General features: G+C 76.2%; 4 protein-coding genes. 2 read left to right on the forward strand and 2 right to left on the reverse strand.

The genetic code is table 11. From position 1 onward, the window contains the following. A partial coding sequence (locus DKL51_RS34085) for a DUF2267 domain-containing protein (protein WP_148097943.1) occupies positions 1–259 on the forward strand: 259 nt, incomplete at its 5' end. 21 nt (positions 260–280) lie between these two features. On the opposite strand, the gene DKL51_RS34090 is transcribed toward DKL51_RS34085, so the two are convergent. Next, on the reverse strand, positions 281–1,528 hold the full coding sequence (locus DKL51_RS34090; protein ID WP_124813300.1) for a hypothetical protein: 1,248 nt from the start codon (positions 1,526–1,528) through the stop codon (positions 281–283). Positions 1,529–1,578: 50 nt separating this feature from the next. Continuing rightward, a complete protein-coding gene (locus DKL51_RS34095) occupies positions 1,579–2,094 on the reverse strand; it encodes an NUDIX hydrolase (protein WP_185735013.1) in 516 nt (171 codons plus the stop codon). Positions 2,095–2,137: 43 nt separating this feature from the next. Between DKL51_RS34095 and DKL51_RS34100 the strand changes: the two genes are divergently transcribed. Continuing rightward, on the forward strand, positions 2,138–2,648 hold a 511-nt coding region (locus DKL51_RS34100; RefSeq protein WP_185735014.1), incomplete at its 3' end, for a class I SAM-dependent methyltransferase.

Here is a 2,648-nt window from a genome sequence, read left to right on the forward strand (position 1 = left end):
GCTGCCGGACGAGGTGAGCGGGTACCTCACCGCGCCGGCCGGTGGTGCCCGACCGACCGGCGGGGCGGTCCAGTTCCTGCGCCGGGTGGCCGACCGGGCCGCGGTGGACCCCGCGGTCGCCGAGGTGGGGGTGCGGGCGGTGCTGAACACGCTGCGCGAGGCGGTCACCGTCGGCGAGTTCCAGGACCTGGTGGGGCAGCTGCCGAAGGGTTTCGACGCGATGGTCGACCCGATCCCGCGGCCGCCGTACGCTGGCTGAGAATGCCCCCCGGGCAGCCGGTCAGCCGGGCTGGCCCGGCTCCGCCAGGTCCGCCGCCGAGGGCTCCTCCGGCTCCGCGACCCAGGCCGAGAAGACCGGCACGCCGTGCCACGGCCCGGTCCCGTCCGGCCGCTCGTCGGTGGCGACCGCCACCACCGCGTACGGGTGGCTGAACCGCAGCTCCGCCGTCCGGGCCACCCCCTCGGGCGGCAGGCTCACCAGGCCGAAGGCGGCGGTGACGGCGGCCGCCTCGAACCCGTACCGGCCGAAGCGGGCCATGGCGGCCTGTTGGGCGGTCACCTCCAGCCCGGCCTCGCCCAGTCGGCGGCCCACTGCCCGGACGGCGGCCTCGAAGCCCAGCCCGACGCCGGTGAGCCGGTGCTCGCTCCGGGCCGACCAGCAGGGCAGCAGCGCCGCGTGGCGTTCCTCCCGCCCGTCCCGCGCGTGGGTGGGCACCCGCTCCTCGCGCAGGCTCCACAGTGCCGTCTCACCGAGCGGCAGGTCGAACAGCGACCGCCGGCCCGGTTCGCCACCCGCCACGGCGGCTACGGCGAGCCGGTACGCGGCGGCCAGCACCTCACCCGGTGGGACCTCGGGCCCGGCCGCCACCGACACCACGGTGAGCCCCGCCTCGCCCGCCTCGGTCCGCTCCGGCCGGGCCGGCGCGACGTGCACGATCACCTCGCCGGCCTGTTCGGTGGCGGCGATCCACGACCGGTGACCGTGCCGGGGGGAGCGCAGCACCCGGTTCAGGCCGGCCCACCGGCTTGCCGGCCCGAGGTCGGCGGCGGGCACCACGTCGAACGGTTCGGCCCAGGAGATCCGGGTGGCCAGGGCGCTGGCCAGGGCCAGCACCACCGCCGGGGTGAGCCGCAGCGGGAACCGGTCGATCAGGCCGAGGGTGTGTTCACGGGCCCACTCGTCCAGCGCCGCCTGGTCGGGTAGCGGGCCGGTCCGGGTCTGCGGGGGCAGGGTGGCCTGCCAGTCGGCCAGCCCGCTGCCGCCGTACCCGGGGCGGTGCCAGACGGCGGTGGCCGCGGGGACCAGCGGATGCGGCTCGGCCAGCAGCGCGGCGGCGGTCGCCGCGGCGGTCGGCAAATCCATGCCGAGCATCCCGGCCAGCTCGTCGGCCCCCGTGCCGGTCGCTGCCGGCCCGCAGAGCGCCAGCAGCAGCCACGCGCCGAGTGGGGAGGCGACGTGGTGGCCGGGGCCGGCGACGGCGTGCAGGCGTTCGGCGTACCGGGCGAGGGGCTCGTGCAGACTCGTCATGGCTCCCACTCTGCCCACTGCCGACCGGTTCGGCACGCCCGTCCGGCGGGTCAGGACCAGAGTTCGAACGGCTCGTCGATCTCCTCGCCGGCCAGGAACGGGGTGAGCAGCTCGGGCAGCCGACCCGGGTAGAACCGCTCCCCGCTGGACACGATCTCGGGGACCGGCCACCACCGGAAGCCGAAGTAGTCCTCCACCTCGTAGTCGAGCCGCTCGGCGGCGTCGATGTCGGGCCCGGCGACGTCGAGCCGGACGAGGGTGATCACCTCGTCCTGGACGTGCCGCAGCTGGCGGTGGATGAAGCTGGCCCGGCGTCGCCAGGACGCCGCCCCCAGTTGCCCGGCATCGACCACGAAGCCGGTCTCCTCGCGCAGCTCCCGCACCGCCGCCTCGAGGTACGTCTCGCCGGGGTCGAGCCCGCCGCCGGGCAGCTCCCACCAGGTGCCGAGACGGGGATGGTCCGGGTCGCGGGTGTGGAAGAGCAGCACCCGCTCCTCCGCGTCCAGCAGCACCACCCGCACCGCGCGACGCTCGATGACCGGGAGATCACCGGGCAGCTCGATCATGGTTCCTCCCGAGGGATCACGTGCCGAGGTCCACCCTGACACGATGGCGGTCATGTCCCAGCTCTTCGGCGAGGTGTCCGACAGCTACCACGAGGCGCGGCCGGGCTACCCGCCCGCGATCGCCGAGGCCATCCTCGCGTACCACGGGGAGGTGCCCGCCCGGCTGGTCGAGGTGGGCGCGGGCACCGGCCTCGCCACCGGGGTCCTGCTGGGCCTCGGTGCGCCGATGACCTGCGTCGAGCCGGACGCCCGGATGGCCGAGGTGCTGGCGGCGCGGTTTCCGCAGGTCGAGGTGGTGGTGGCGCCCTTCGAGGAGTGGTCGCCCCCGTCCGGCGGTGTGCCGGCGCTGGCCTGCGCGATGGCCTGGCACTGGCTGGACCCCGACACCCGCAACCGCCGGGCGTACGACGCCCTGGCCCCCGGGGGCACCCTGGCGGTCTTCGCGCACGAGTACGGGTACGTCGATCCGGCCCACAGCGCGGCGCTCACGGACGCCTTCCGCTCGGCGGACCCGGCGCGGCAGCCGAGCCGCCCGCAGGGCTGGTTCCGTGAGG

Source organism: Micromonospora globispora (assembly GCF_003857015.1).
Taxonomy (GTDB): Bacteria; Actinomycetota; Actinomycetes; order Mycobacteriales; family Micromonosporaceae; genus Micromonospora; species Micromonospora globispora.